Raw genomic sequence first — 26774 nt, forward strand, 5'->3', positions numbered from 1 at the left:
TTGACTTGTGTAAACATGAGTATCCATAGTTACACATCTTTTAACTTGTGTGAGCATGGGTATCCATAGTTACACTTCTTTTGACTTGTGTAAGCATGGGTCTCCATATTTACACATCTTTTAACTTGTGTGAGCATGGATATCCATAGTTACACTTCTTTTAACTTGTGTAAGCATGGGTATCTATAGTTACACTTCTTTTGACTTGTGTAAATATAGGCATCCTATAAGAAAAGAGGCTGAGACAAATTAAATTGTCTCAGCCTCTATGCATTATTTTGTGAATTCATATCCATTTTGAATGACTTCTAAATCACCATTGTGCGGATCAATTACGAATCCATGAATTGGAACGGATTGATCAAATAATGGATGGTTATAAACTTTTTGAATATTAGATTGTACGTTTTGTGTGACATCATCAAAGCCTCTTAAGAACTGTTGAATATCAATGCCAGAATGTTCTATCGTATTCAATGTATTATCGGTAACACCACGACTTTTCATAGTATCAATTACTGAATCAACATCTAAATTACCCATTCCACAATCTTTATGACCCATTATTATGATTTCTTCAGCACCAAGTGCATAAATCGCAACTAATAAACTACGCATTGTTGACCCATAGGGATGTGAAATTGTAGCTCCTGCATTTTTAACAACTTTCACATCACCATTTTTAAATCCTAATGCACGAGTAGATAGTTCTGTTAATCGAGTATCCATGCAAGTTAATAATACTGCTTTAGCGTTTGGTTTCTTTGTTGTAATAAAATTTTTGTATTCTTGGTTGGATACAAAAGTTTTGTTAAATTCTAATATATCATTCAATAGAGGCATTAGTCATTTCACCATTTTCTGTTAAGTTATTAAATGCTTGTTCTTCCGGTGACCCGTTCTTAAGCATTTTCTTTTGATGTAATACAGCATTAATTTCTGCACCTATAATTACGATTAATCCTGTTAGGAATAACCAAAGCATAAGTACAATAATACCACCGATACTACCGTATGTTTTTGAATAGTTCGCAAAGTTATTTACATATAATCCGAAAAGTGCACTTGAACCAAGCCACACAATTGTAGTGAAAGCTGCTCCAGGAATTACGGATAATACTTTAATTTTAATGTTAGGTGCTAACGCATAAAGTGTAACAAATACGATAAACGTAACTATTAGTGGTAGCACAACTTTTATTAAGCTAAAGACCCAACGTAGTTCAGATTCTAATCCTAAAGGTCCAAATAATAAATTACCTATTTGTTGACCGAAGATAGGTAATGCAATAGCAATACCAAAGACTACCACCATGATAACTGTGAAGAATACACTCATGATTTTTAGAACAACTGCATTTCTCCCATCTTCAACATCATATGCAACATTGAATGCGTTCATCAAGGCAGTCATACCATTTGAGGCTGACCATAATGCTGCAATTAAACCAAATGAGAATAGTCCGCCACTCGCATTACTCATGACGTCATCAATTATTCCAGTTATAAGTGAAGCTGTATCTCCTGGTGCATTATCTGAAATCATTTTTGTGATAGTGTCAGGATCAACTTGGAATATTGGAATTAACGTCAAAATAAAAATAAGAGTAGGGAATAATGCAAGTAAGAAATAATAAGATAGTTGTGCTGCTAATCCAGTAGCATTATCTTTACCTATTCTATAAATTAATGTAGATAATATATTTCCATCTTTAGTGAACTTTGCTGGTTTATTAATTTTAGATACGAAAAATATTTGGTTATCTTTCTTAGCTGTTTTCGATTCAAATCTCTGTGGTGGAATATAATTTTCTTTTTTTATAGATTTCTTTTTTTCATCTTTAAAGTTTTTAGCTTGTTCTAAAAACTTTGAACTTGATTTATCATTTCCCATAAGAATTCTCCTAATTTAATATAATGTTAAAAAAGACTAGGATATTTGAATAAGCCTAGTCTTTACTATAAATTATGAATGATTTGGACCTGAGATTTGTCTTTCGTTCTTTTTCTCAATGAATGTATCTTTTGCATCCATAATTGATTGTTCTAATTCTGGATTTTTACGACGAATTTCTTCTATAACATCTTTCCAATATAGAACTTCATCTTTAATTTGATTTACTTTAGAAGGTTCTTTAGAGCTTTTACCTTCTTTAACGTTTTGAACTTGGTTAGATAATGATTGGCGTGTATTCTTATCAGCTAATGCGATAATTGCGCCAATAGTACCACCTATTAAAATAGCAGGAACTAATTTGTTTTGCATAATGTTTTTCCCCTTTCATATATATAACTTTAAAATTAACATTGACCTACATATCATATCATAAATATTTATTGATTTAGAGAATATAGGCACTAATACATTAAAATTATCACTAATCCTATTCATTCCCATAATTTCAAAGATGTAAACACAATTGTAAATTATAATAAAGCATTAGACAATAACTTTTCAAAAGGCATAATATCTAAGTTTCTACCGATTTTAATTTTGAAATGTCCAGCTCGCGTCCATAAAGTGATTTCACCGCTTAAATCGAGCAATTTACCAGCGTTCTCAGTAGACCACATGAGTATGATGTTATAAGGTATAGAGTATGTTTCAATTTTTTTACCTGTAATACCTTGTATATCACGTATAATGATTCGTTTATTAGTAAATACAGCTGTGTCTCTAAATGTTTTGAATGCACTATATGCTTGTTCACCATCAACAAGATATTGACTTATATTATCAGGTACAGCAACTTGTTCGAATAGAGTCCATGAAAGGATATCTTGTACTGCCATAATAAATCACTCCTAATGTACCGATTTGTATATATTGTATAAAAGTTTCATATTAATTGTAAAGCGAATATACGAGTTTGGTAGTTTTAATTGTAAGTACTTTTTGCTAAACTTAAATTTGAAAGGATGATAAAAAGATGACTGAATCAATTGAACAAATGGTAGATGATATAAAAGGCAAGTTAAGGCTCGTTAATACAAGCGTATTAAATAAAGATACGATTCCTGAAGAAAAGAAAGATGAATTAAAGGAAATACATACTATGGTCATGTCTAGAAAAAACATTTCAGCTAGTGAAATGACTGCAATTACTCAAGCATTAGGCGACCTTAGAAAATAATCAAAGGGTGGTAATACAAATGGGATTTGAAAAGCAATTGCAAAAATATGCAGAACTATTAGTAAAAGTCGGGTTGAATGTTCAGGAGAAAGAACCTGTATATATTCAAGCTTCAATCGATGCAAGTGAGTTTGTTCACTTAGTTGTTGAAGAAGCATATAAAGTAGGGGCATCAGACGTTAAAGTAAAATATAAAGACGATAGAATTTCACAATTGAAATATCAATATGAGTCAGAAGAATTTTTCGAAGACGTTAAACAATATGATATAGATGAAAGAATGGATTATTTAAATAGAAAAGCAGCATTTTTATCTATTATTTCATCAAGTCCTGATAGCTTAAAAGAAGCAGATCCTAAAAAGATAAGTAAAGCGATGGCTGCTAATGGAAAAGCCTTTAAAGATTATATGGTAGCAGTGCAAAGTGACCATATGAGTTGGTGTGTTGCATCATACCCATCAGTAGGTTGGGCGAAAATGATGTTCCCAGAATTAGATGATCAAGAAGCGGTGAATAAACTTCTAGAAACAATTTTAAAAACTGTTCGAGTTGATCAAGAAGATCCTGTTAAAGCATGGGAAGAACATGATCGATTATTACATGAAAAAGCAAATTACTTAAATCAAAAGAAATATAAATCACTACACTACAAATCTGAAGGTACTGATTTAACGATTGAATTACCAACTGGACAATATTGGTCTGGTGCAAGTTCAATAAATTCTAAAGGTAATAGCTTCGTTGCTAATATGCCTACAGAAGAAGTATTTACTGCCCCACATAAAAATGGTGTTAATGGGACTGTAAGCAATACCTTACCTTTAAGTTATTCTGGTAATATAATTGATGATTTTACATTAACTTTTAAAAATGGCGAAGTTGTAGATTACAAAGCTGGAGTAGGTGAAGAAATTTTAAAAAGTATTCTAGAGACTGATGAAGGTGCTAAAAGATTAGGTGAAGTAGCCCTTGTACCTGTAGATTCACCAATATCAAATATGAATACTTTATTCTATAATACGTTGTTTGATGAAAATGCATCTTGCCATATTGCGTTAGGTTCTGCATATGCGTTTTGTATTGAAGGCGGCAAAGAAATGTCAGCAAAAGAGTTAGCAGAGAATGGACTAAATGACTCTACAACACATGTTGACTTCATGATAGGAAGTAAATCGTTATCTATAGATGGCGTATTAGAAAATGGTGTGAAAGAGCCAGTATTTAGAGATGGTAATTGGGCATTTTAATATATAGCCATTTAAGATTACATCATGTATAATATAGATAAATAAGGTCATTATAGTTAGTCATTCAAAGGAGGGGATATCATGAGTACACCAATGGAATGGAGTGTTATGATTGCATTTGTGTTCGCAATATTTACATTTGGCGGAGCATTAATGATGTATCTAGTTGTTACATTCGATAGTAAAGAATCTGTACGAATTGATACTGCTGAAGAAGCACTAGAAAAGAAAGTTTTTGATGATGAGGAACATTATCATTAAAATAAGTGTTGGTGAGGCTGGGACAAATTAATTGTCTCAGCCTCTAATTATTATTAGTAAATAAGTAAACAACAAGTGGGGTTATTAAATTGGAAGAAAAAAAAGCAATGAAAAAATCAAGAAGTGTTAAATCAATACAAATTTTTCCAGAAGATACAAATCATCATAATACAATGTTTGGTGGTAAATTAATGGCTGAAATTGATGAAATAGCTGCTATAGCTGCGATGAGACATAGTGGGAACTCAGTTGTTACAGCTTCTACAGATTCAGTTGATTTTTTACAACCAATTAGAACAGGTGAAGTACTTTCGTTAGTTTCATTCGTTACACACGCTGGAACATCTTCAATGGAAATATGTGTGAAAGTAATCAGTGAAGATAATATAAATCATAAAAAACATTTAGCAGCTTATAGCTTTTTAACATTTGTAGCTTTAGATAAAGAAGGTAAAAAAGCAAAAGTACCTGCTATTTATCCCGAATCAGAAGATGAGAAATGGTTTTATGAAAGCGCAAAAGAAAGAGTTAAACTACGTCATGAAAGAAGACATGAAAGTAAGAAAACGTTAGATTTTATGTCAACGAAGTTATATATCTAATATAGGACATAAAAAACGCTCAATCTGTTGAAATACTTTACAGATTGAGCGTTTTTTTGTGAAGTGATTTACACTTTCAATAATGGTTATTGATTCATTCTTAATTCATTTGCTTTAAAGTCTACATCTTTATAATACATATCTTTTACAAGTAAGTTAGGGCCAAGGCATCTTACTTTAGGGCAATGGCAATTTAAAGATTTTGCTAAAGATGAATTCATCCATGTTTGATAAACATCTTCTAGCTTATCTTGTTTAATATTTGCGATTGAACCTGTTTCATCTCCGAAATCTGTAACGATTACGTCACCTGAAAAAACATTAACGTTTAGACGGCTTCTTCCATCTGGATCATTTCTTAAGCTAACATTTTTTGCATCTTTTAATCTAGATAATAAATTTTGATCTGATTCATTCATAAAGCAAGGATAGAAAGGTAACGTACCAAATAACATCCAAGTATCTTCATTTCTAAAATCAAGTATTTCATGAATCGTTTCTTTCATCTCATCTAAACTCATAATATTTAATTGACTAGCAAAGTCTGATGGATACATTGGATGAATTTCATGTCTACTACATTTCATGTCATGAACAATCTCGTTATGAATTTTATGTAAATATGGTTTTGTGCTTTTATTTAACATCGTTTCAGCAGATACAAACATACCTTGCTCTGACAAAGTAGCTGAGTTTTGAATCATTTGTTCATAAAGTTTATATCTTGCTTTTAAAGGTGGTTTTTTATCCATAACGTGGAATCCAACTTCACTGAATTCATCAATTGTTCCCCAATTATGAGAAATATGCATAACGTCTATATATTCAGCAATTTCTAAATAACGATCTAACGGTAAAGTTAAGTTAGAGTTCATTTGCGTATATATACCTCTTTTATGAGCATATTTCAAAAGTGGTACGACGGTTTCTCTAATTGATTTTTTACTAAACATTGGCTCTCCACCAGTTATAGAAATTGTCTTTAAATGAGGTACTTCATCTAATCTTTTTAAAATAAGTTCCATTGGTAAAGTATCTGGATCTCGTAATTGTAAAGTATATCCAACAGCACAGTGAGCACATCTCATATTGCATAGTGTTGTTGTAGTAAATTCTATATTGCTTAATTGCAATGAACCATGTTGATCTATATCATTGTAAGCTTCCCATGGATCATTTTGAATTGAGATAGGACTTTTTAAGTCGTATATCATGCTATATCCTTCTTTCTGAATTTTTTCCTATCTATGAGCGTACCACTTGTGAATAGATTTTCCAATACTGTTTTATGATTGTTTTTATACTTGTAATCATTCATAATAAAATTATTAAAAATAAAAGGAGTATTTAAATGAGTAAAAAAACATCACTCAATGAAATTAAACAAAGATTATCTGAATTTTTAGATGAGATGGAAGCAATGAACCCAGAAGATATGGAAGTGTCTGACGTTGATGAATGGATTGCTTTATTAGACGAACTAGAGAAAAAAGTACAATCTATGCATGATTAAATGCTAACTACTAATTACTTTTTTCAAAAAAAGGTATTTAAAATGATGAGTTGTATATAAAACATACGTTTAAAACTTTTCATAAGTGGTATACAAGTATTAGAATCATTATGAAAGGAAGAGATTGATATTATGAGTAAGAAAATAGCAGCAGTTGTAACTGACTTATTTGAAGATGTTGAATTAACGAGTCCACAAAAAGCATTAACAGACGCTGGACATGAAGTAGTCATTGTTGGTGAAGAAAAAGGAAAAGAAATCACTGGTAAAAAAGGCGAAAAATTTAAAGTAGACTTAGGTATAGATGAAGTAAATGCAGCAGATTATGATGCAGTCTTAATTCCTGGCGGTTTCTCACCAGACTTATTACGTGGAGATGAACAAGGTCGTTTTGGTGAATTTGTTAAACATTTCGTACAAAATGAAAAACCATCATTCGCAATTTGCCACGGACCTCAATTATTAATAGATACTGATTTATTAGAAGGAAAAACTGTAACAAGTTTCTTATCAGTTCGTAAAGATCTACAAAATGCAGGTGCTAAAGTCGTTGACGAATCTGTAGTCGTTGACAAAGGCATCGTCACAAGTCGAACTCCAGATGACTTAGAAGACTTTAACCGCGAATCACTTGCATTGCTACAATAGATGCTTTTGATTGCCACTCACCTTTATGGTGGGTGGTTTTTTTGTATTTCATATTATATAATTTTTTTATAATATGAAAAGGAGTACGAATTATGGAGAAAATTAAAGATGAAAAATATTTAAAATCAATAATAGGACGTGCTGAATTAAGCGACAATTTATTTAACAAAGTACAAAATAAATCTAGTGGAAATGATGGTGAAAGATATTTTAACGCTATTTTGAACTGTATGGAGCATATCGTTTATATAAATGATTTTCAATTTACATTAAATAACCAAGTACAAATTGATATGTTAGTTATTGATGATCGAGCAATATATTTATTCGAAATCAAAAATTATAAAGGCATTTATTACTTGGAAGATACCTTCTTTAAAAATAATTATGGTAATTCTATCACATCACCATTAATTCAAATCGAAAGAGCAAAGAATGAATTTCATAACCTGTGTAAATATCTCGAGATAGATAGACCCATTATATCTAAACTAGTATTTACAAACCCTTACTTCAACTTCAAAAATCCAACCCCTTATAAAGAAAGAATCATCTTACCCTCGGAATTAGGCATTATAAATCAACTTTTTTCAAATCAAAATCCAGAAGAAAATATAAAAATAAAACAAAAGCTATTAGCAGAAAGAAATAGTTTTGATAATCAATACTATAAAAGCATTACATTACCATTTAAAAACATAAAACCTGGAATTAAATGTCCAAAATGTAACCATATGTTTACAGTAAAGATAAAACATAAAAGACAAAAATGTACTTGTATGTATTGCGAATCAATAATGGATAAGAAATTTGTATACGAATATAACTTGAAAGAATTATGGTATTTAAAACAAGACAGTTTCACAATTTCAGAAGCAATTTGGTGGTTAGGAGGGGGAACGAGTATATATTCCGTAAGACGAATTTGTGAATCGAGTTTTAAAGCTGTCGGTAGTCGATATAAAAAGTATTATTTATAGAAATGTAGTTTGTCTATATTTTTCTAAGGAGCAAAATTCAGAAGTTCTGCCAGTAAGAACAATCTAAGGAGCAAAATTCAGAATTCTGCCAGTAAGAAGGATCTAAGGAGCAAAATTCAGAAGTTCTGCCAGTAAGAAGGATCTAAGGAGCAAAATTCAGAATTCTGCCAGTAAGAACAATCTAAAGAGCAAAATTCAGAATTCTGCCAGTAAGAGCAACCTATGCACCACAATTCAGAATTCTGCCACTAAAACCAAACTTTAGACTCATACAAAAAAGTGCGGTTCGCGTCACATGTGAACCGCACTGCTTTATTTAGAAGAATCTTCTTATGATTGTTTTAAGAGGTGGCATTTTTTCGAGTCTGTTTTCTTCCATTGCTGTTCTTATTTCAAATTTTGCATATCCTTTAGCTTCATCCCATATGATTTTACCTGGGAGTGGAGCAGCGTCTGGATCTACTTTTACATTTATAACAACTGGTTTATTTGCATGTTTAGCTTTCTCTAATGTTGGTGCTAAATCTTCTACAGCTGCCACGTTATAACCAATACCACCACAGCTGTCTGCGAATTTAGCGAAATCAATATCACCTAAATCGATTGCATATTCTAGTTCACCGGCTGATTGTTGTTCATATTTTATGAATGATAATTCTTGGTTATTAAGTACAACTACAATAATTGGTAGTTTATAGTTAACAGCTGTAACGAAGTCTTGCATGACCATTGCGAAACCACCATCACCAGCTATAGCAATTGCTTGTTTATCTGGGTATGCTATTTTACTTGCGATAACACCTGGTAAGGCACATCCCATTGTTCCAAGCCAAGATGATGTAATGAATTGATGATTATGACCTAATTGTAAATATCTTGTACTCCATACTGTAGAAGTTCCGACATCAACAGAAAATACAGTGTCATCATTAGAGATTTTTTCAATCTCTGACATTAATAGTTCTGGTCTTATTGGTAAACTCTTATTATTACGATCTTCATCTAACCATTTATTCCAACTCTTCATATTTTGCTGACAGGCTTTAAGGAATTTACGGTCATCAACTTTATTACTTGCTAAAGTTAATGCTGCTAAGACATTTTTTGTATCTCCTATTAAGCCTACATCTACATTAAATCTGTTACCGATATTATTTTTGTTGATATCGATTTGAATACAAGGGATATCTTTGTCTGGTAAGTAATCTACATATGGATAATTAGTTCCGACTAGTATTAAGAGATCTGCATCTTTTGAAGCTTCAAAGGCTGGTTTAGTACCAATTTTACCTAAGTTCCCCATGAAGTTAGGGTGCTTATCAGGAATAATACCTTTTGCTGGTAATGTTATAAGTCCTGGTGCATCTATATGATCTATAAATTCTAACAGTTCATTTTTAGCGTTTTTTGCACCGGCACCAGTTAACACAACTGGTTTTTTACTATTGTTAATTAATTCTGCTGCTTTAGAGATATCTTCATCTTTAGCAAAAGTTACTGCATTTTCAAATCTATATTTTTCTCTTGGTACGTTATCTTCAATTTTTTCGCCTAAAATATCACTTGGAATAGTTAATACTGCTACACCTTTTTTAGCGTAAGCTGTCTTGATTGCTTCATCAACAATTTTGTGAACATTTTCAGCAGAGTCTAATTGTTTATTATAAACTGCTACATCTTCAAAAAGAGCTGTTAGATTAACTTCTTGGAAATATTTTGTGCCTAATAATTTAGAATCGGTTTGTCCAGCCAATACAAGCATAGGTACGTTGTCCATTTTTGCGTCATACATACCATTTAACATATGTATCGCTCCTGGACCTCCTATACTTAAAGCAACAGCTAATTTGCCAGTTAACTTGGCATAGCTACTTGCTGCTAATGTGGCAACCTCTTCGTGTCTAACGTCATAGAATTTAATGTTATCTTCTTCTGTTTTTAAGGCATCTACTACTTTATCTATAGAATCACCAGGAATACCATAAACATGGTCAATCTGCCAATTTTTTAAAACTTGTACAAGTGCATTATTTGCTTTAATTTTTGCCATTTAAAATTCCTCCTCATGTTTAATGTATACCCGAATAGGCTAAAAGTTATACTTCAATATAAGACTCTGGACTGATTTTAATGATTTTAAGTAAAAAGAAGTGTTTAAAATACATATTACAAGCTATAATGATGTAAGAAATACTAATAAGGGAGAATAAAGATGGGGCTATTTAGCAAAAAAAAGAATGATATTCCACAACCTAATTCTCAAGAAGAAGTTCAATATAGACGATATCAACACTATTATCAAGAACCTGTACAACCGAGAAAAAGAAAAAGGGGATCAAAGCTGTTTCTCTTTATAGCAATATTAATTATACTTGTTATTGCATTCTATTTAGCAGTAATGTATATGTGGTCAAGAACTTCTGATGTAGATGAATTAGTTAAAATAGAAGATAAATCAGCATTTGTTCAAGTTGAAGATATGCCTGACTATACTAAAAATGCTTTTGTTGCCGTTGAAGATAAAAGATTTTACGATCATGAAGGTATAGATTTAAGAGGTGTGTCTAGAGCACTTGCAGTTAGTTTGAAAAATGGACAATTAACACAAGGTGGTAGTACCATCACCCAACAAGTCGTGAAAAATTATTTTTACTCTAATGAAACGCAATTAACAAGAAAAGTTAAAGAAATGTTTGTTGCGAAACGGGTAGAAGATAAATATAGCAAAAATGATATTTTAAGTTATTACGTAAATAATATTTACTTTGGAGAAAATAATTATACTATTGAAGAGGCTGCAAATTATTACTTCGGTGCAACTGTAGATAAAAACAATCCAAACTTACCTCAAGTTTCAGTATTACAAAGTGCTATACTAGCAAGTGTTGTTAATGCACCCTCTAACTTTGATATTAACAATATAAGTGATAGTTATATGACGAGAATAAAAACTACTCTAGAAAAAATGAAACAACAGAACTATATTACTGATTCTGAGTATACACAAGCTATAAATGAATTAAACCAATAATAAAACACACTGAGTTAAGTGATTAAACTTTTAAACTCAGTGTGTTTTATTGTATCCTATTAATATGTGTGGAGGGATGTAAAGTGCTTAAAATTACTAAAATAGAAGTACAGAAGAAAAATAAAGAACGTTTGAATTTATTTATTAATGATGAATTTGAAATGGGTATTGATCAAGCTACATACATCTACTTTAACTTAAGGAAAGATTTAGAAATAACTAAAAGTAAGTTGCAAGAAATAAAAAATTATGATCAATATAGACAGGCATTAAATCAAGCAATTATATATTTGTCACATAAAAAAAGAACGACACATGAAGTTGAAAAATACTTAGCAGAAAAAGAGTACTCCATAGAATTGATTTCTCAAGTTATAGATTATTGTAAATCAAATAAATACATAAACCACGAAGATTATATTGAAAGTCTAAAAAATACAATATTAAAGACAACTGATAAAGGTCCGGACCATTTCGAAAGAGTAGCAAAAGAAAAAGGACTTGAACCAGAATTGATTTTTACTTATAAAGAAAAATTCGAATTGGAAATGTCTGAAGATAGAATACCTAATATTGCTAAAAAAATAATGCAAAAAAAGAAACAGCCTCCAAATCGACTTAAACAAACAATCGTGCAAACTTTGCAACAAAGAGGCTATGCATTTTCACTAATTAATGAGCATTTAACTGATTTAAATATTGAACCCACATCTGATGATGTAGAAAATATTTTGATGAAAGATTTAGAAAAGGTATATAATAAATATCAAAAGAAATATAATGGATATGAACTCAAATCTCATGTCATTCAAGCTTTAGTGAGAAAAGGGTATACATTTGATATGATTAATGACAAATTAAGAGAAAGTGGTATTGTAGATGAATAACGAAAAGAAATTAGTAGAAATGAATGAATTTGAACTTAAAAATGTAATCGCTGAATATAGGGAAAAGATGAGAAAATCAGAAATGATGGGTATACTTAATGAATATGAAGTATATAAAAGAAAAGCGCTCATAGCAGAAAGTTACCTTGTAGATACTTCGAAAATTGAAATTGGAAAAGTATATGGTTTAGTAGGTGACACACCGAGTTACTTTAAAGTTGAACGTATTAAAGGCGTATTTGCTTGGGGATTTAGATTAAAAGGTTCAAAAATTGAAGAAGGCATTCCTGTAAGTCTTCTACAACTATAATGGTGGTGCAGAATGACACAGCAAATATTACTAAGAGTTGTAAACGCAACTAAATATTACTATGAAAATAAACAACAAAATAAATTTAAATCATTATTTAAATTAAAACATTTAGATAAAAATATTGTGTTAAAGAATGTAACTGTTCATTTATATAGAGGTGAAGTTCTAGGAATTATTGGTGATCATGAATCAGGTAAAGAAATGATTAGTAAACTGATGATTAAAGAAGTTGCACCTAACTTAGGAAAAGTAACAAATAAAGAACAAACATTTTTAGCAGACGTTACTCATAAAGCTAATGATCATCAAACACTTAATGAATTGGTAATTCGGACATTGAGCTTATCAGGAGTTAAATTAGAAGATATCTCAACAATTCAGAAGCAGATTTTAAGCTTTGCTAAGTTAACAGATAAAGGGATAAAGACTTGTAAAGAAATAAACGAAACAGAATATGCACAATTATTAGTTAGTATTGCCAAGTATATGAGACCTACAGTAGCTATTTTCACTAATATTATTCAATATTTAGATGAATCATTTCAAAAAAAATTCAATGAATTTTTGAATGAACAAAAAGAATACGATAGAGCAGCTGTATTAATAGATGATCATCTACATTCAATTGAAAAAATGAGTAATTATCTTATTTGGTTAACGTATGGTCAAGTAAGAAAAGAAGGTACCGTAAATGAAGTATTAGGTGCTTATCGTGATTATCAAATGAAATATAATCAAATTCAAGACAAAAATCAAAAAGAATTATATGATCTAAAATGGAAAATCGATAAACAAGAATTACCTGTAGCACGTGGTGAAGGTTATAAAAGGATGCGTAAATATCAATATGGTAGAATTCCGAAATCCATTGAAAAAACAATATTATATGCTATTACATTTATAATTGGAGCAGTATTTGCAGCATTTTTTATGTTTATAGGAGTTGGAAGTTCACCGACAGATAAAGATGTAGCTACGAAGCAAGTTATTACAACGAATAGTGAACCTAAATACATAGATAAATCAGCATATGTACTTTCTTTAAAGCATGATACTTTACTAACACCTTCATCAAAAGGAAATAAAGTAAAAATTCCACAGTATAGCTTTTTAGATGTTACTGGTGAGAATCAATCAAACTACAGACTTGAAGTAGATAATAAAGCATATATATCTAAGAAAAACAATTTGTATTACTTTAATCCAGCAGGACTTTATGAGGATGTTGACTGGTCAGAATTAGAAGACTATGTTGATGGAAGTTATTTAAACTATATAGATTTTTATAATAGCTTTATGCATCAAGATCATAAGAAAGTTTCAGAAACGATAAATGCTGATAAATCAAATCGTTTCAATGAGCAGATGGAAGGCCAAAACGTGCATATGGTGTTCAATAGTGATAATGAATTAACTGGATTTACTTTTGATATTAAAGATAAGCAAAAGTTAATTAAAAAATTTAATATTTCAAGTGATACTTGGGTAGTAAAATCAAAAGACGGTTATATGATAGCAGATTTAGTAGAAAATAAATGGATATTTATTCAATTGTAGGAGGACTTTATGAACGAATTATTTGAACAGCATATTAAACATTTTCCACATATGATCAAATATTGCTTCTTTGAAGTTAAAAATCATTATAAATATTATTTGTCTGCTTTTGCTATTATGTTACTTCTATTATTAATTACTTATTTTAAACTGTTCGTTACTGATGCAATAGATGTGCAACAATCAACTTCTTATTTTAAATTAGTAGGACTTTTTGCTTATATGTGGATATTTTTATCGCTCTTTAATTCTGAAAAGACAGTTAGAAAACAAGGGGCATTGTACAAACGGTTGTCAGTACCATATTACGTAGGTGCCTCATCACAAGTGTTATTAACGATGCTTATGTTCTTAATAGTCGTGACTTTGACAGGTATTGTTTCAACAAGTACTACTAACATTATAGAAATCAATCATTTAGGTTTCTTTTATTATTTAGTTATGGCTTATATTTTACTAGTGCCAATTGCTTCTATTATTGGATTGCTTGGTAAGTATTTATATTCCGCTAGATTCGTCGTTTTCGGATTATTAATATTATTGCTGTTTATAGTGCCAATCTTGTATGTACCTAATAACATGTATGCAGTATGGGTAAATGTATTAAAATTGAATCCACTATTTTATATTATTAATGGTTTTCAACAATCAATGATTCTTGGAAATGATTCAGTCACGAACTTACCTTATCACATACTCTTTTACTTTGAAGTAGCATTTATCTACTTATTCTGGATAAATATTAATAGAGCATATAAAACAAGATACTTTGAATAGAATATTGATATTAGTAAATTAATTAAATTCAAAAACCCTCTCAATCCAATAAATGTCGGATTGAGAGGGTTTTTATGTCTATTATATTTCTAGCTTTTTCATTAATTTTTCTTCGGTAAATACCCATCCAATATAAGAAGTAGTGACTTTCATATCATCATCTAAATGCAATATTGCCACAAATGGATAGTGGCCATTTTTTAAATATCTTAAATCGATAAATCTAAGTTCAGTTGTTTTTTTATCAATTCTAGTAACTTCCCAGCGATAAATAGAACTAAAACTTAAAAATGATCTTAAATTTTTATCATATTTTGCATATGCCATTATATGATCATTAGGAAATGATTGTCTTTTAAATACATCATTAAAAGCAACATTTCGACCATAACTTCGTCCTACATAATCATGTGTTTCTGTTTGTATAGCTATACGCCACTCCATAAATTTAATTGTTGGCGCAACAAATATTTTTACAGGATTATGCTCTTGTTGTATTTGTTTTAGTGCTTGATTCTTAATGGCTTTTTGTAACATGAAACGGACTACATAATAAAAAGCTAACAATAAATATAATGTTCCAAAGGCTAATCCAGGATGAACACCAAGTGTCCAAAATAAAATGGCAATTAAGTGTGCAACGAAAATAATAGGATCAAATGTATTAATAATACTTAATTGGATCCACTTATTGGATATGGGTCTGAGTGCTTGTGTACCATATGAATTAAAAATATCTACAAAAACATGAAAGAATACAGCAAACTGTGTCCATAACCAAATATGCAATACATCTACATTTGGAAAAATAACAAAAATTAGAAATGTTAATATCAAGGGCCATAATAATGTAAAAGGAATTGAGTGTGTTATACCTCTATGGTTTTTAACATAAACAGCATTATTTTTAAATTTTAAAACTGTGTCAATATCAGGTATTTGTGAACCAACCATTATACCAGTCGCCACTGCGGCAAATGTAGGTGTAACATTAGGATCCAATGTTGCAATACCAGTTAAAGCAACACCCATGACAACGTGTGTACCAGTATCCATAAAAATCACCACTTTACTTTAATCTATATGATATATATTATATATCATAAGTACGGTAATCTGAAAGCAATTCACAAGAAAGTAGTGTCATAGATGATAGAAAAGAATGAATTCAAAGATGATTTGCTTAACTGGTTTCATGAAAATAAGAGGCAAATGCCTTGGAGAGAAACCAATAATCCTTATTACATTTGGTTAAGTGAAGTTATGTTACAACAAACACAAGTAAATACTGTAAGACCATATTACAATGCTTTTATAGATAGATTCCCAACAATTCAAGAATTGAGTAATGCTAAAGAAGAAGATGTTTTGAAATATTGGGAAGGACTTGGCTATTATTCAAGGGTTAGAAATTTTCATGAAGCAGTTAAAGAAGTCCAAAATGAATATAATGGAATTGTTCCTGATAATCCAGATGAATTTAAAAAATTAAAAGGAGTCGGACCATATACAAATGCAGCAGTTATGAGTATTGTTTACAATCACCCTATACCAGCTGTTGATGGAAATGTATTACGTGTATGGAGTAGGTTAACTTGCAATCAACAAGATATAGCGTTACCTAAGACGAAAAAAGATTTTGAAGAAGAGTTGCAACCATTTGTAAAAACCGAATCCGGTGATTTTAATCAAGCAATGATGGAATTAGGTGCTACGATATGTACACCTAAGAAAACGCTATGCATAATGTGTCCAGTACAAAACCATTGTTTAGCATTTGCTAAAGGACAAGTATCTGAATTACCAGTTAAAAAGAAAAAAGTGAAGAAAAAAACTATTGAGTATTCAGTGCTCTATATAACGAATAATGACGGAGAAATTCTAGTACGTCAAAGAGATACAAAATTATTAAATGGTATGTGGGAATTTCCAATGTTCGATGCTGAAGATAGCATACATACAATTGAGGAAGAACTTGAAGCGGTTATAGATGTTCAACAAGAACCAATGTTTACAACTAAACATATATTTACACACATGACATGGAACATGAAAATATATAGAGCATATACTCAGAAAAATAACTTTGAGCATCCTTATAAGTGGATAAAAAAAGATGATAAAGATAGTTTGTCATTCTCAACTTCCATGACTAAAATTTTTAATAAAGTAAATGAGTAAATTAATAATAAACATAATTTTAGCTTATTTATTTAAATATGATATAATAACTTGGTAAATATTTAAAAGGTGGTGTGGAACATGGTCAAAGAATCCATACCAAAAGAAGGCCAGGTAATTAAAGTACAAAGTTATAAACATGATGGTAATATACATCGTGTATGGTCTGAAACAACAATTCTTAAAGGTACGAGTCATGTTATTATCGGTGGGAATAATCGAACACTCGTAACAGAAAGTGATGGCAGAACTTGGGTAACAAGGGAGCCAGCGATTGTTTATTTCCATGCAGAATATTGGTTTAATGTCATTTGTATGTTCCGTGATGATGGTGTTTATTATTATTGTAATTTATCTTCACCTTTTGTTTGTGATGAAGAAGCTATTAAATATATCGATTATGATTTAGACATCAAAGTTTATCCAAGTGGAAAGTATCATTTATTAGACGAAGATGAATATCGTCAGCATATGAAGCAAATGAATTATCCTAAAGACATTGATGTTATTCTGAGAAGAAATGTTGATATTCTTCAACAATGGATTGAACGTAAAAAGGGACCGTTTGCGCCAGATTTTATTAAAGTTTGGCAAGAAAGATTTCATTCAATTGATAGAAGGAATTCATGAGAATGAAAACGAAACAGCCTAGCAATAGCTAGGCTGTTTCGTTTGGACTATGATTGGGGGAACAGAAATGATCAAAAGGTATTTACAATTCGTTAAACCATATAAATGGCATATTGTAGGTACGATTATCATTGGGATTTTAAAATTTGGAATTCCGTTGTTGCTTCCATTATTAATAAAATATGTAATTGATGACGTTATAAATAATGGAGCATTATCAGTTGGTCAAAAAACAGAAAAATTGGCCTATGCGATGTTAATTATGGGATTTATCTTTGTGGTTTTAAGACCACCAATAGAATATTTCAGACAATATTTAGCGCAATGGACATCAAATAAAATCCTCTATGATATTCGAAAAAAATTATATACACATTTACAAGCACTCAGCTCGAGATTCTATTCTAATAATAAAGCAGGAGAAATAATATCTCGTGTAATCAATGACGTTGAACAAACAAAAGACTTTATTCTTACTGGTTTGATGAATGTCTGGTTAGACTTAGTTACTATCGTAATTGCTTTAAGTATTATGTTTGTGCTAGATGTCAAACTTACTTTTACAGCAATTGCAATATTCCCGTTATTTATTTTTAGCATTTATTATTTCTTCGGCAGATTACGTAGTCTTACGAGAAGAAGATCTCAAAGTTTAGCAGAACTTCAAGGATTTTTACATGAACGTGTTTCTGGCATGTCTGTTATTAAAAGTTTTGCTATAGAAAAAAATGAAGAAGAAAGATTCGACAAAAGAAACCAAAACTTCTTAACAAAAGCAACTGACCATACTAAATGGAATGCTAAATCTTTCGCTGTTATTAATACTGTTACAGATATTGGACCATTACTCGTTGTAGGTGTAGGTGGGCTACTAGTTATTCAAGGTAATTTAACAGTAGGTACATTAGCTGCATTTGTTGCATACTTAGAACAATTATATGGACCATTAAGAAGATTAGTTGCGTCATCAACAACCTTAACGCAAAGTATCGCTTCTATGGATAGAGTATTTCATTTGTTTGATGAAAAGTATGATGTAAAAAATGAAGATGATGCACAAAATATTAACATTAAAGAAGGACATATTTCTTTTGAAAATGTTTCATTCAAATACAATGAATATGAAGACGAGGTACTTACTGACATTAACCTTGATATTCAAAAAGGTGAGACAGTTGCCTTTGTAGGTATGAGTGGTGGAGGTAAATCCACCTTGATCAGTTTATTACCTAGATTTTATGATGTGACTAAAGGAAGTATCAGCATTGATAATCATAATGTAAAAGATTTCACGACTGAAAGCCTTAGAAATCAAGTAGGTATGGTTGAACAAGATAATATTCTTTTCTCTGATTCAATAAAAGAGAATATTTTATTAGGTAAACCAGATGCTACTGACGAAGAAGTCATCGCAGCTAGTAAAAAAGCTAATGCACATGATTTTATTGTATCTTTACCTAATGGTTACGATACCGAAGTTGGTGAACGAGGCGTAAAACTATCAGGTGGACAAAAACAACGTGTTTCAATCGCTAGAATCTTCCTTAATAATCCTCCAGTTCTAGTACTTGATGAAGCTACAAGTGCGCTAGATTTAGAGAGTGAAAAAATCATTCAAGATGCTTTAGAAATATTGAGTTCAGAAAGAACAACACTAATTGTTGCACATAGATTATCAACTATTACCCACGCTGACAAAATTGTAGTGATTCAAAATGGTCAAATTGATGAAGTTGGATCACATAAAGAATTAATGCAAGCTAAAGGTAGTTATTATAACTTATACAATATTCAATCCTTTGGGTAAAATTACAATCCTACTTACTCTATGCTATTATTAATTTAATAGAGATAGAATAAGGGGGATTTTTTATGACATTTTTAAGCATATTGCAACTGATTGTGAATGTTTTATTTTTTGTAATCATTATAGGTGGATTGATTACATGCATAACGATTTACATTATAGATAAAAGGCAAAAAAATCACAGTGTATTAAGAAATTATCCTTTATTAGGAAGAGTTAGATACTTTTTAGAAATGATAGGACCTGAATTACGTCAATATCTTATATTAAATGATAACGACGGCAAACCATTTTCTAGAAAACAATATTTAAATATCGTTATGCCCGGAAAATATAAAAGCAGAATCGAAAGTTTTGGTTCGTTAAGAAAATTTGAAGAACCTGGGTTTTATTTGCAAAATGCTATGTTTCCTGTAGATTATGACGAATTAGAAATTAACCAAGAAGAGTTAATGACTACATATGTTTATAATATTTCGAATGAAGGTCTTTTTGAGCGAAAAGAAAAACAAATACAACAAGAAGTAGAACCTTATAAATTAACACATAATAATGAAATAATAATTGGGGAGAACTTGAAATATCCCTTTAAAGTTAAAAGGTTAGTAGGACAGTCCGGTATGAGTTATGGTGCATTAGGTAAAAATGCAATAACAGCACTATCAAAAGGTCTAGGAAGAAGTGGTTCTTGGATGAATACTGGAGAAGGTGGTTTAAGCAAACATCATTTAGCAGGAGATTGCGATATCATCTTTCAAATTGGACCAGGTCTATTTGGTGTTAGAGATAAAGAAGGTAACTTTGATGAAGAAGAATTTATTGAAAAAGCCAATATTGATCAAGTTAAAGCATTTGAATTAAAATTAGCCCAAGGTGCTAAAACAAGAGGGGGACATATTGAAGGAGCAAAAGTTACAGAAGAAATTGCGGAAATTAGAAACGTAACGCCGTTTGAGACAGTGAACTCACCTAATAGGTTTGAATTTTTGCATAACAACAAAGAGTTATTAGAATTTGTAGATAAATTAAGAACATTATCTAATAAACCTGTTGGAATTAAAATTGTTGTAGGTAATATAAATGATTTAAAAATACTGATTCACGAAATGGTTTCTACAAACATTATTCCAGATTTTATAACGGTAGATGGTGGAGAAGGTGGAACTGGAGCAACTTATCAAGAATTGGTTGATACTGTAGGATTACCACTCTTTACTGCATTGCCAATATTAGATGTAGAATTAAAAAAACAAAAGATAAGAGATAAAGTAAAAGTATTTGCTTCAGGAAAATTAATCACGCCTGACCAAATAGCGATAGCATTAGGTTTAGGTGCTGACCTAGTAAATGTAGCAAGAAGTTTAATGATTAATGTAGGATGTATAATGGCACAACAATGTCATACTAATAATTGTCCAGTTGGCGTAGCTACAACAGACCCTAAAAAAGAAACAGCATTAGTCGTTTCAGAAAAAGAATATAGAGTTTCAAATTATATTGTTAGTTTACATGAAGGGCTGTTTAATTTAGCAGCTGCAGTAGGAGTGAAAAGTCCAACCCAACTCAATGAAAAACATTTATTATATAGAAGTTATAATGGAGATTTGATGAATATCATACAGTACAAGAAATATCTATATAAACAAGACTTAGTATAAATAGAACTCGAAAGAAGTGTTCATCTATAAACTAAAAACAACCCACCATTGATTTGGCGGGTTGTTTTTATAGGTCGAAATCTTCATCTTCAATTTTTATTTCACTATCATCAGGGTGATATTTAAAGTAACTAGATGATAGTTTTTCTAAATGTAATATAGTAGCTTTATAATCTAGCATTGCTGATAGGACTTGCATAACATTCTCAATATAATAGTCTTCTTGATTTGGATTATCTGTAATATCTTTTATAAAGATTTTGATTAAATCTTCTTTATAAGGTTCAACTAAATAATCAGGAACTTGGTCAACTTCATGTTTAGCATTTTGGGATATTCTAACCAATATCTGCTCATGTTGTGCCATCAGTTCATCAAGTTCAAATTTTATTTGGACTTTTATATCATCATTTAAATTATGGATATCATTTTCATAGCGATTCATTTTTCTTAAAACTTCATATGCTCTTCGTGTTGCTGCAATTATTTCTTTGAAAAGGATCTTTTTACGCATTTGAGCAAAAGATTGCTTTTTAGTGTAGGCTCTTTCTTCTTTATAATAAAGATAGAATTGTTCAAGCTTTACTATTCGAGTTCTAATATTCTCTAAGTCTTGTTTTACATAATGAAATTCAGTTGTTCCATTCAAGACTAATCTAAACCATTTGAATATATCTGTTGATATGTTCAATGAATTATAATACATTTTCGTTTCAAATTTAGGTGGTAGAAATGTGAAGTTAACTATAAATGCACTAAGTACACCAATCATTACTAATACAAATCGGTAAAATGCTGATATATAGAAATCTCCTTCATGATGCCCAAGTATAATTAGGGCTGTAACAACTGCTAAGTTTGAAACGTGTTGTAGGTTAAACTTGTATAATATTGAAATAATGATAATTGCTGTTAAACCAATAAATACAACATGGTTACCGAATATAGAAAATATTGTAACAGCAGTTATTGCACCAATAACATTACCTTGAAATTGCTCTACTATCGTTTTAAATGAGCGATAGACGCTTGGCTGCATTGCAACCATTGCAGCTACACCAGCTATTGAAGTTATCATTGTTGGCCCTGGCAGTAAATTTGCTAGAAATATTGCTAGGACAATCGCGATACCAGTTTTAAAAATTCTTGCCCCAAATTTCATAGAACCATTCCTTTTAGTTATTAAAACAGAGTTGTAACAAATATCACAAGCCTAGTATATATTGTTTATACATCGTTTTTAATAACTTTTCAAGTTTATAGTTGAGAAAATGCATGATCAACAGCAATTAATGTCTGTTTTATGTCTGATTCAGTGTGTTCAGTAGTTAAAAACCATGCTTCATATTTAGAAGGAGCCAAATTAATACCTTGGTTTAACATTGCTTTAAAGAATTTGGCGAATTTTTCACCGTCAGTATTTTCAGCTTGTACATAGTTTTCTATTTTTTCATCTGTAAAGTAAAGCGTTAGTGCACCTTTAACTCGATTAACTGTAGCTTGAACGTTATGCTTTTGAATTAATTCTAGCAATCCTTCTTCAAGCTGTTGACCTAATTGGTCTAATTTTTCATATACACCCGGTTGTTCTAAGATTTCTAACAATGCGATACCAGCTCTCATAGATAATGGGTTTCCAGCCATTGTACCTGCTTGATATGCAGGACCTAGTGGAGCGACATGTTCCATTATTTCTTGTCTTCCGCCATAAGCACCAATTGGTAATCCACCACCGATGACTTTACCAAAAGCTGTTAAGTCTGGATAAACACCTAATAAATCTTGAGCAGCACCATAATGGAATCGGAATGCCGTGATAACTTCATCATAAATAACTAATCCACCATGTTCGTGAGTAATGTCATTTACAGCTTCTAAAAAGCCTTCTTTAGGTTCAACCATACCAAAATTACCTACAATTGGTTCAACTAATACACCAGCAACTTGATCTCCCCAATGATCCATAGCTTCTTTAAATGCATCAATGTCATTAAAAGGTACAGTTATAACTTCTTGTGCAACACTTTTAGGAACACCAGCTGAATCTGGAGTACCTAGTTGTGAAGGACCACTACCAGCAGCTACCAGTACGAGATCTGAATGTCCGTGATAACAGCCAGCAAATTTAATGATTTTATCGCGATTTGTAAATGCACGCGCTACTCTTATAGTAGTCATGACTGCTTCGGTACCAGAATTTACAAATCTTATTTTTTCTAATGATGGAATTGCATTACGTAATTTTTTAGCAAACGTAATTTCATATTCTGTAGGCGTACCGAATAAAACACCATCTTCAGCAGCATTTTTAATCGCTTCAGTAATATGTGGATGTGCATGTCCAGCTATGATTGGACCATATGCTTGTAAATAGTCAATGTATTTATTATCGTCTACATCGTAGAAATATGCACCTTTACCTTTTTTCATAACAACAGGTGCGCCGCCTCCAACAGCTTTGTAAGAACGAGATGGTGAATTAACACCGCCTAAAATATATTCGTCTGAAAGTGTTTGTAAATATTCACTTTTTGTAAAATTCATGATATCAACCTCTTTTAATTTAATTATTTTCATTTATATCGTATCATAAAATGATAGAACTATCGTTTATAAGGAGTGTATATAATGATACAAATAGGTGAGAAATTTCCAAAATTCGAATTAAAAAATCAAAATGGTGAAATTGTTAATAGCGAGGATTTAAAAGGAAGTAAAACTATTATTTATTTTTATCCTAGAGATAACACACCAACTTGTACTACAGAGGCTTGTGATTTCAGAGATAATTTAGAGAGCTTTAATGATTTGAACACTAAAGTTTATGGAATTAGTGGTGATAGTGAGAAGAAACATTCTAATTTCTCAGAAAAGCATAGCTTGAATTTTGATTTGTTAGTTGATGAAGATTACAAGTTATCTGAACAAGTAGGCGTTTATCAATTAAAAAAATCGTTTGGAAAAGAATCAATGGGGATTGTTAGAACAACATTTGTTTTAGATGAAGAAGGAATAGTGATACATACGATTGAGAAAGTAAAAGTCAAAACACAAATAGAAGAATTGAAAAACATAATAAAGGGATGATAATGATGAAAGTCGTTACTTTAATGAGACTAAGAGATCAAGAAGAAAGACTGAAAGAAACATTTCCTAATATAGAGTTTACATTTTATAAGCATCCTGATGTTGCTGATGAAAAAGTGTTAGAAAAAGCAGATGTATTAGTAAGTTATCATACCGAAGTAAATGAAACATTTTTAGATAAGTGCAAAAACATTAAATTGATCGCTTGGTTTGCTACAGGTGTAAATCAATTACCTCTAGAATATATACGAGAAAGAAACATAAAATTAACTAATGCAAGAGGTGTACATGCTATACAAATAGCAGAATTCATATTTGCATATATACTGAATGATATTAAAGTGCTTAAACAATCTTATGAATCTCAAAAGAGAAAAGAGTTTAATCATAAACTTAATCCTGAATCAATAAATGATAAAACGATATTATTTATTGGAACAGGTAAAATACCACAAAGAACTGCAGAAGTTGCAAAAGCATTTAATATGAAAGTAATTGGTATAAATACAACAGGACATGAAGCACTAGGTTTTGATGAAGTATATTCTATAGAAGAAAGACGTCAAGTTTATAAAAAAGCAGATTTCGTAGTGAATGTATTACCTGAAACAGAAGATACTATACATTTGTTGAAAACAGAAGACTTTAAACAAATGAAAGATAGTACGCATTTTATTAATGTAGGTAGAGGCTCTGTTGTATCAGAAGCGGTTTTAATAGAAGCATTAGAAAACAAAGAAATAAGATATGCCTCACTAGATGTGTTTGAAGAAGAACCTTTATCACCTACATCTCAACTATATGATTTGGATAATGTGTTTATAACTGCTCACATAACAGGAAATGATAAAAATAATATAAAAAGAAGCACGGATATATTAGTTAAAAATTTAAATCTAATAAATAATGAAGATGTAGAAGGTTTATTTAATGAAGTTAAATCAAAAGCTGGATACTGATTAATTGTTTGACAAAATGCTACTAAAAGGGATATATTATAAATAATAATCATTATAAATTAGAAGGTGGGTGTAAGGATGCAACAAAATGTTGAGAATGTTGAACACATGTTAGACGATGCTATAGGTACTTTAAGAAGTACAGGTGTTAGAATTACGCCACAGCGTCAAGCGATTCTTCAATATTTAATAGAAACAGATAGTCATCCTACTGCTGATGAAATTTATCAGTCACTTTCACCACAATTTCCAAATATGAGTGTTGCTACAGTTTATAATAACTTAAAGGTTTTTAAAGAGACTGGGCTTGTTAAAGAATTAACATATGGTGATGCATCAAGTCGCTTTGATTTTGAAACACATAATCATTATCATATCATTTGTGATCAATGTGGTAAGATATCTGATTTTCATTATCCGAGGTTAGATGAAGTTGAGCAATTAGCTCAACATGTTACTAGTTTTTCAGTTACTCACCACAGAATGGAAATATATGGTGTTTGTCCAGAATGTCAAAGTAAGAATAAATAAAGAAAAAGCTAAAGGTATTTAACCTTTAGCTTTTTTTCTTTTCTTCATTAGTATCTTCTATTTCTTGTTCCTCTAACTTCTTAGATTTACGTTTGTTATTATAATCTTGATTAAATGCTTTACCTTCCAAGTTCTTATCCAAAGTAAGTGGTTGATTACAGTTTGCACAAATATCTGCACGACCTAACATTTTTGTATAATGATCACAGTTTGGACATTGAACCTGTATTGTTCGCGAACTAAGCATACCAATCCAGAAATAAACGACAAATGATAAACCAAGAGCCAGCATTCCTAGTACTAAGAAAATACTAAATACAATTTGGCTTTTGAAATAGTAAAAGAAGAATACACCTACATACATTACAATCATACCTAAAAAGATTAATCCTAATGCAAAAGATCTTATTCTGTTAATTTTACTAGTAGGTTTCTTTCGAAATAGCTTCAATTCTATTCCCTCCATACTAATTAATACTGATAAAGTATAGCATAATTTCTATTAAAATATATAGTACCTTATAAAGCGAAATAATACACAATTTTGTTTATATAAACCGTTGACGTGTTCAATATATCTTGATATTATATAAAAGTCGTCAAAACAGACAGACGAAACAAAATTAATACATTGTTAAAAAGGTTAATAAAGTGTAAATTTAACGCTTGAAATTAACTAAATAACAATGTAATATAAATTATGCAAGTTGATTGATTCGAAAAAGACATCTTGATAAGATTGGTTGATTCGAAAAAAACAAAATATTATTTTTTAAAAATAATACTTGCATTGATATTTAATAACTGGTATAATTGTTTCTTGTAGCGGTTAAAATGAACATTGAAAACTGAATGACAATATGTCAACGTTAATTCCGATAATTGAGTACTTATAGTACTTCAAAGAGTGATTGGCTTAACCAATCAAAAATGAGCTAATCAAGCTTACTTCTATTATGGAGAGTTTGA

General features: G+C 30.6%; 29 protein-coding genes. 19 read left to right on the forward strand and 10 right to left on the reverse strand.

The genetic code is table 11. The features are described from left to right. Positions 1–273: 273 nt before the first annotated feature. From LQ668_RS11095 to LQ668_RS11110, 4 genes are all read right to left on the reverse strand, one after another. Positions 274–843 carry a beta-class carbonic anhydrase gene (locus LQ668_RS11095; RefSeq protein WP_107509732.1) on the reverse strand — a complete coding sequence of 190 codons (570 nt, stop codon included), beginning with the start codon at positions 841–843 and terminating at the stop codon, positions 274–276. Continuing rightward, on the reverse strand, positions 827–1894 hold the full coding sequence (locus LQ668_RS11100) for a YihY/virulence factor BrkB family protein (RefSeq protein WP_107509731.1): 1068 nt from the start codon (positions 1892–1894) through the stop codon (positions 827–829). Before LQ668_RS11100 ends, LQ668_RS11095 begins: the two co-directional genes overlap by 17 nt. Before the next feature lie 72 nt (positions 1895–1966). Continuing rightward, the gene (locus LQ668_RS11105) at positions 1967–2266 is read right to left on the reverse strand and encodes a YtxH domain-containing protein (protein WP_078358505.1); all 300 of its coding nucleotides are present in this window, start codon (positions 2264–2266) and stop codon (positions 1967–1969) included. A 161-nt stretch (positions 2267–2427) separates the two neighbouring features. Further along, positions 2428–2793, reverse strand: a complete 366-nt coding sequence (locus LQ668_RS11110) for a PH domain-containing protein (protein ID WP_078358506.1) — start codon at positions 2791–2793, stop codon at positions 2428–2430. A gap of 137 nt (positions 2794–2930) precedes the next feature. Here LQ668_RS11110 and LQ668_RS11115 point away from each other — a divergent pair, with 137 nt between their 5' ends. The 4 genes from LQ668_RS11115 to LQ668_RS11130 all read left to right on the forward strand — a co-directional run bounded on the left by LQ668_RS11115 (position 2931) and on the right by LQ668_RS11130 (position 5246). Continuing rightward, complete coding sequence (locus LQ668_RS11115; protein ID WP_078358507.1) at positions 2931–3134, forward strand: DUF1128 family protein; 204 nt, start codon at positions 2931–2933, stop codon at positions 3132–3134. Between the two features lie 19 nt (positions 3135–3153). Then, positions 3154–4383 (forward strand): aminopeptidase, encoded by a 1230-nt coding sequence (locus LQ668_RS11120; protein ID WP_107509730.1) that lies wholly within the window; start codon positions 3154–3156, stop codon positions 4381–4383. An 81-nt stretch (positions 4384–4464) separates the two neighbouring features. Continuing rightward, positions 4465–4644: a hypothetical protein gene (locus LQ668_RS11125; protein WP_078358509.1), complete on the forward strand. Its 180-nt coding sequence runs from the start codon at positions 4465–4467 to the stop codon at positions 4642–4644. A gap of 107 nt (positions 4645–4751) precedes the next feature. Then, a complete protein-coding gene (locus LQ668_RS11130; RefSeq protein ID WP_078358513.1) occupies positions 4752–5246 on the forward strand; it encodes an acyl-CoA thioesterase in 495 nt (164 codons plus the stop codon). Positions 5247–5332: 86 nt separating this feature from the next. On the opposite strand, the gene yfkAB is transcribed toward LQ668_RS11130, so the two are convergent. Then, positions 5333–6460 carry a radical SAM/CxCxxxxC motif protein YfkAB gene (gene yfkAB, locus LQ668_RS11135; RefSeq protein ID WP_078358510.1) on the reverse strand — a complete coding sequence of 376 codons (1128 nt, stop codon included), beginning with the start codon at positions 6458–6460 and terminating at the stop codon, positions 5333–5335. A 137-nt stretch (positions 6461–6597) separates the two neighbouring features. On the opposite strand from yfkAB, the gene LQ668_RS11140 reads away from it, so the two are divergent. From LQ668_RS11140 to LQ668_RS11150, 3 genes are all read left to right on the forward strand, one after another. Continuing rightward, the gene (locus LQ668_RS11140) at positions 6598–6759 is read left to right on the forward strand and encodes an SE1561 family protein (RefSeq protein WP_088369017.1); all 162 of its coding nucleotides are present in this window, start codon (positions 6598–6600) and stop codon (positions 6757–6759) included. Positions 6760–6891: 132 nt separating this feature from the next. Next, positions 6892–7407 (forward strand): type 1 glutamine amidotransferase domain-containing protein, encoded by a 516-nt coding sequence (locus LQ668_RS11145; RefSeq protein WP_107509729.1) that lies wholly within the window; start codon positions 6892–6894, stop codon positions 7405–7407. 92 nt (positions 7408–7499) lie between these two features. Then, positions 7500–8387 (forward strand): nuclease-related domain-containing protein, encoded by an 888-nt coding sequence (locus LQ668_RS11150; RefSeq protein WP_107509728.1) that lies wholly within the window; start codon positions 7500–7502, stop codon positions 8385–8387. Between the two features lie 316 nt (positions 8388–8703). Here the strand turns inward: LQ668_RS11150 and LQ668_RS11155 are convergent, their stop codons facing one another. Beyond that, positions 8704–10437, reverse strand: coding sequence for a pyruvate oxidase (locus LQ668_RS11155; protein WP_107509727.1), 1734 nt, complete (start codon positions 10435–10437; stop codon positions 8704–8706). A gap of 162 nt (positions 10438–10599) precedes the next feature. Here LQ668_RS11155 and sgtB point away from each other — a divergent pair, with 162 nt between their 5' ends. The 5 genes from sgtB to LQ668_RS11180 all read left to right on the forward strand — a co-directional run bounded on the left by sgtB (position 10600) and on the right by LQ668_RS11180 (position 14952). Further along, a complete protein-coding gene (gene sgtB / locus LQ668_RS11160; protein WP_107509726.1) occupies positions 10600–11418 on the forward strand; it encodes a monofunctional peptidoglycan glycosyltransferase SgtB in 819 nt (272 codons plus the stop codon). 83 nt (positions 11419–11501) lie between these two features. Beyond that, positions 11502–12305: a recombination regulator RecX gene (recX, locus tag LQ668_RS11165; RefSeq protein WP_107509725.1), complete on the forward strand. Its 804-nt coding sequence runs from the start codon at positions 11502–11504 to the stop codon at positions 12303–12305. Next, positions 12298–12615: a YfhH family protein gene (locus tag LQ668_RS11170; protein WP_078358480.1), complete on the forward strand. Its 318-nt coding sequence runs from the start codon at positions 12298–12300 to the stop codon at positions 12613–12615. The genes recX and LQ668_RS11170 overlap by 8 nt, the downstream gene beginning before the upstream one ends. 12 nt (positions 12616–12627) lie before the next feature. Continuing rightward, a complete protein-coding gene (locus LQ668_RS11175) occupies positions 12628–14175 on the forward strand; it encodes an ABC transporter ATP-binding protein (protein ID WP_107509724.1) in 1548 nt (515 codons plus the stop codon). Positions 14176–14184: 9 nt separating this feature from the next. After that, entirely contained in the window at positions 14185–14952 is a 768-nt protein-coding gene (locus LQ668_RS11180; RefSeq protein ID WP_078358482.1) for an ABC transporter permease, read from the forward strand. Positions 14953–15033: 81 nt separating this feature from the next. Here the strand turns inward: LQ668_RS11180 and LQ668_RS11185 are convergent, their stop codons facing one another. Continuing rightward, a complete protein-coding gene (locus LQ668_RS11185; RefSeq protein WP_107509723.1) occupies positions 15034–16008 on the reverse strand; it encodes a metal-dependent hydrolase in 975 nt (324 codons plus the stop codon). 93 nt (positions 16009–16101) lie between these two features. Here LQ668_RS11185 and mutY point away from each other — a divergent pair, with 93 nt between their 5' ends. The 4 genes from mutY (at position 16102) to LQ668_RS11205 (ending at position 21228) form a co-directional block, all read left to right on the forward strand. After that, positions 16102–17133, forward strand: coding sequence for an A/G-specific adenine glycosylase (mutY, locus tag LQ668_RS11190; RefSeq protein ID WP_078358484.1), 1032 nt, complete (start codon positions 16102–16104; stop codon positions 17131–17133). Positions 17134–17214: 81 nt separating this feature from the next. Continuing rightward, positions 17215–17763: a nucleoside tri-diphosphate phosphatase gene (gene ntdP / locus LQ668_RS11195; protein WP_078358485.1), complete on the forward strand. Its 549-nt coding sequence runs from the start codon at positions 17215–17217 to the stop codon at positions 17761–17763. Between the two features lie 67 nt (positions 17764–17830). Then, positions 17831–19570 (forward strand): ABC transporter ATP-binding protein, encoded by a 1740-nt coding sequence (locus LQ668_RS11200; RefSeq protein WP_078358486.1) that lies wholly within the window; start codon positions 17831–17833, stop codon positions 19568–19570. Positions 19571–19635: 65 nt separating this feature from the next. Next, complete coding sequence (locus tag LQ668_RS11205; RefSeq protein WP_107509722.1) at positions 19636–21228, forward strand: FMN-binding glutamate synthase family protein; 1593 nt, start codon at positions 19636–19638, stop codon at positions 21226–21228. Positions 21229–21295: 67 nt separating this feature from the next. Here LQ668_RS11205 and LQ668_RS11210 read toward each other — a convergent pair whose 3' ends face one another. Continuing rightward, entirely contained in the window at positions 21296–22390 is a 1095-nt protein-coding gene (locus tag LQ668_RS11210; protein ID WP_107509721.1) for an FUSC family protein, read from the reverse strand. Between the two features lie 95 nt (positions 22391–22485). After that, positions 22486–23772 carry a glutamate-1-semialdehyde 2,1-aminomutase gene (locus LQ668_RS11215; RefSeq protein WP_107509720.1) on the reverse strand — a complete coding sequence of 429 codons (1287 nt, stop codon included), beginning with the start codon at positions 23770–23772 and terminating at the stop codon, positions 22486–22488. Positions 23773–23856: 84 nt separating this feature from the next. Here LQ668_RS11215 and bcp point away from each other — a divergent pair, with 84 nt between their 5' ends. The 3 genes from bcp (at position 23857) to perR (ending at position 25805) form a co-directional block, all read left to right on the forward strand. After that, positions 23857–24315, forward strand: a complete 459-nt coding sequence (gene bcp, locus LQ668_RS11220) for a thioredoxin-dependent thiol peroxidase (protein WP_078358490.1) — start codon at positions 23857–23859, stop codon at positions 24313–24315. A gap of 5 nt (positions 24316–24320) precedes the next feature. After that, on the forward strand, positions 24321–25274 hold the full coding sequence (locus LQ668_RS11225) for a phosphoglycerate dehydrogenase (protein WP_107510203.1): 954 nt from the start codon (positions 24321–24323) through the stop codon (positions 25272–25274). Positions 25275–25352: 78 nt separating this feature from the next. Then, complete coding sequence (gene perR, locus LQ668_RS11230; RefSeq protein WP_078358491.1) at positions 25353–25805, forward strand: peroxide-responsive transcriptional repressor PerR; 453 nt, start codon at positions 25353–25355, stop codon at positions 25803–25805. A gap of 25 nt (positions 25806–25830) precedes the next feature. Here the strand turns inward: perR and LQ668_RS11235 are convergent, their stop codons facing one another. After that, on the reverse strand, positions 25831–26271 hold the full coding sequence (locus LQ668_RS11235; protein ID WP_078358492.1) for a YgzB family protein: 441 nt from the start codon (positions 26269–26271) through the stop codon (positions 25831–25833). Positions 26272–26774: the final 503 nt, after the last annotated feature.

Source organism: Mammaliicoccus sp. K-M42 (assembly GCF_022386375.1).
GTDB lineage: Bacteria > Bacillota > Bacilli > Staphylococcales > Staphylococcaceae > Mammaliicoccus > Mammaliicoccus fleurettii.

Bases quoted from the DNA above. Each gene is read 5' to 3' on its own strand.
- LQ668_RS11150 (WP_107509728.1), top strand. From the start codon at position 7,500: ATGGAGAAAATTAAAGATGAAAAATATTTAAAATCAATAATAGGACGT.
- LQ668_RS11210 (WP_107509721.1), bottom strand. From the start codon at position 22,390: ATGAAATTTGGGGCAAGAATTTTTAAAACTGGTATCGCGATTGTCCTA.
- ntdP (WP_078358485.1), top strand. From the start codon at position 17,215: ATGGTCAAAGAATCCATACCAAAAGAAGGCCAGGTAATTAAAGTACAA.
- yfkAB (WP_078358510.1), bottom strand. From the start codon at position 6,460: ATGATATACGACTTAAAAAGTCCTATCTCAATTCAAAATGATCCATGG.
- mutY (WP_078358484.1), top strand. From the start codon at position 16,102: ATGATAGAAAAGAATGAATTCAAAGATGATTTGCTTAACTGGTTTCAT.
- LQ668_RS11100 (WP_107509731.1), bottom strand. From the start codon at position 1,894: ATGGGAAATGATAAATCAAGTTCAAAGTTTTTAGAACAAGCTAAAAAC.
- LQ668_RS11205 (WP_107509722.1), top strand. From the start codon at position 19,636: ATGACATTTTTAAGCATATTGCAACTGATTGTGAATGTTTTATTTTTT.
- LQ668_RS11130 (WP_078358513.1), top strand. From the start codon at position 4,752: ATGAAAAAATCAAGAAGTGTTAAATCAATACAAATTTTTCCAGAAGAT.
- LQ668_RS11125 (WP_078358509.1), top strand. From the start codon at position 4,465: ATGAGTACACCAATGGAATGGAGTGTTATGATTGCATTTGTGTTCGCA.
- LQ668_RS11215 (WP_107509720.1), bottom strand. From the start codon at position 23,772: ATGAATTTTACAAAAAGTGAATATTTACAAACACTTTCAGACGAATAT.
- perR (WP_078358491.1), top strand. From the start codon at position 25,353: ATGCAACAAAATGTTGAGAATGTTGAACACATGTTAGACGATGCTATA.
- LQ668_RS11140 (WP_088369017.1), top strand. From the start codon at position 6,598: ATGAGTAAAAAAACATCACTCAATGAAATTAAACAAAGATTATCTGAA.
- LQ668_RS11235 (WP_078358492.1), bottom strand. From the start codon at position 26,271: ATGGAGGGAATAGAATTGAAGCTATTTCGAAAGAAACCTACTAGTAAA.
- LQ668_RS11115 (WP_078358507.1), top strand. From the start codon at position 2,931: ATGACTGAATCAATTGAACAAATGGTAGATGATATAAAAGGCAAGTTA.
- LQ668_RS11145 (WP_107509729.1), top strand. From the start codon at position 6,892: ATGAGTAAGAAAATAGCAGCAGTTGTAACTGACTTATTTGAAGATGTT.
- LQ668_RS11185 (WP_107509723.1), bottom strand. From the start codon at position 16,008: ATGGATACTGGTACACACGTTGTCATGGGTGTTGCTTTAACTGGTATT.
- LQ668_RS11120 (WP_107509730.1), top strand. From the start codon at position 3,154: ATGGGATTTGAAAAGCAATTGCAAAAATATGCAGAACTATTAGTAAAA.
- LQ668_RS11180 (WP_078358482.1), top strand. From the start codon at position 14,185: ATGAACGAATTATTTGAACAGCATATTAAACATTTTCCACATATGATC.
- LQ668_RS11170 (WP_078358480.1), top strand. From the start codon at position 12,298: ATGAATAACGAAAAGAAATTAGTAGAAATGAATGAATTTGAACTTAAA.
- LQ668_RS11110 (WP_078358506.1), bottom strand. From the start codon at position 2,793: ATGGCAGTACAAGATATCCTTTCATGGACTCTATTCGAACAAGTTGCT.
- LQ668_RS11095 (WP_107509732.1), bottom strand. From the start codon at position 843: ATGCCTCTATTGAATGATATATTAGAATTTAACAAAACTTTTGTATCC.
- LQ668_RS11225 (WP_107510203.1), top strand. From the start codon at position 24,321: ATGAAAGTCGTTACTTTAATGAGACTAAGAGATCAAGAAGAAAGACTG.
- LQ668_RS11105 (WP_078358505.1), bottom strand. From the start codon at position 2,266: ATGCAAAACAAATTAGTTCCTGCTATTTTAATAGGTGGTACTATTGGC.
- LQ668_RS11175 (WP_107509724.1), top strand. From the start codon at position 12,628: ATGACACAGCAAATATTACTAAGAGTTGTAAACGCAACTAAATATTAC.
- LQ668_RS11155 (WP_107509727.1), bottom strand. From the start codon at position 10,437: ATGGCAAAAATTAAAGCAAATAATGCACTTGTACAAGTTTTAAAAAAT.
- sgtB (WP_107509726.1), top strand. From the start codon at position 10,600: ATGGGGCTATTTAGCAAAAAAAAGAATGATATTCCACAACCTAATTCT.
- LQ668_RS11200 (WP_078358486.1), top strand. From the start codon at position 17,831: ATGATCAAAAGGTATTTACAATTCGTTAAACCATATAAATGGCATATT.
- bcp (WP_078358490.1), top strand. From the start codon at position 23,857: ATGATACAAATAGGTGAGAAATTTCCAAAATTCGAATTAAAAAATCAA.